This is a genomic window from Pyrinomonas sp. (genome assembly GCF_040289685.1).
Lineage (GTDB): Bacteria > Acidobacteriota > Blastocatellia > Pyrinomonadales > Pyrinomonadaceae > Pyrinomonas.
The window spans coordinates 21,100-22,215 of the sequence record NZ_PSLQ01000061.1; the positions used below are offsets into that span (position 1 = coordinate 21,100).

General features: G+C 59.2%; 1 pseudogene. It reads left to right on the forward strand.

Going from position 1 to position 1,116, the window contains the following annotated elements:
- Window positions 1–4: 4 nt before the first annotated feature.
- A pseudogene (locus C4334_RS12085) lies at window positions 5–1,116 on the forward strand (RHS repeat domain-containing protein); the annotation flags it as partial.

Consider the following 1,116-nt stretch of genomic DNA (forward strand, 5'->3'; position numbering starts at 1 on the left):
GAAGGTGGTTCCCAGTCCAGAATGTATTGACCGATTACATGGGGTGGATTACGCTTCAAACTTGCAGTACAATGCCGCGAGCCAGACGACCTCGTTGCAAGTTGGCACCGGGGCGAATCAGGTCATCGAAACTTACAACTACGATGCCGCGACCGGTCTGCTCACGAACCAGCAGGTGACGCGCGGGGCGGTGCGCCTGCTCGATCTCAGTTATGACTATTTGCGTCCGGGAACGAGCGCGGGGCGAACCGGGCAGTTGACGCGGGTGATCAACAATCTCGACAGGAGCAAAGATAAGACTTACGAATATGATGCGTTAGGGCGTCTGGTTCGCGTGACGAGCGGCGACAACAGATGGTGGCAGCAGTACACTTATGATCGTTATGGGAACCGGACGAGCGTCGCTGTTGGCGGACAGCTCGCCCGACAGATCGAGGAGCCGTCGTCAGATGTCGCGAGGCTGGCCGGAGCAGGCGATCAACCTTCCACCGCGCAGCGCGAACGAGCGCGTGCTTTCGGTTGGCAGCGCCCGGATCCCAAGGTCGTTTTGCCGACCGAGTTGTTGGCTTGGCGATTGGACCCGTTGGGAGAGTTCAATCCTTGGCGCGTGGTGAACGACTCGCCATTTTCGCTCTTCACCGGAAGAGAGGCGGCTGACCCAGCCGCTGCGATCAACGTCTCGGCGCCACCGCCCCAGTACAACGGTTACTTTGATGGGGCGGATTGCAATCAATTGTGGGGTTGGGCATGGGACGCCAGCCAACCGACGACACCGATCCAAGTTGACCTCTTCGTTGATGGGAATTTTTTGGCGCGCGTTGTCGCGGATCAGTATCGAAGCGATCTACAATCGGCAGGAATCGGTGATGGCCAGCATGGCTGGAGTTATGCGTTGCCGGAGAGTTTACGCGATCGGCAGGCGCATACGATCAGCGCCCGCGTCGCCGATAGCACATTCGAGCTGAGCAATTCACCGCGACAGTTGCAGTGCGCGCCATCGCGCAGCGCGGTGGTGGCCCGCGATGGGCACGCGCAATTGAGCTACGATGAAACATCGAATCGGATCAGCAGTGCGGGTTGGGAATACGATGCGGCCGGCAATCAGATTCGCGTGCA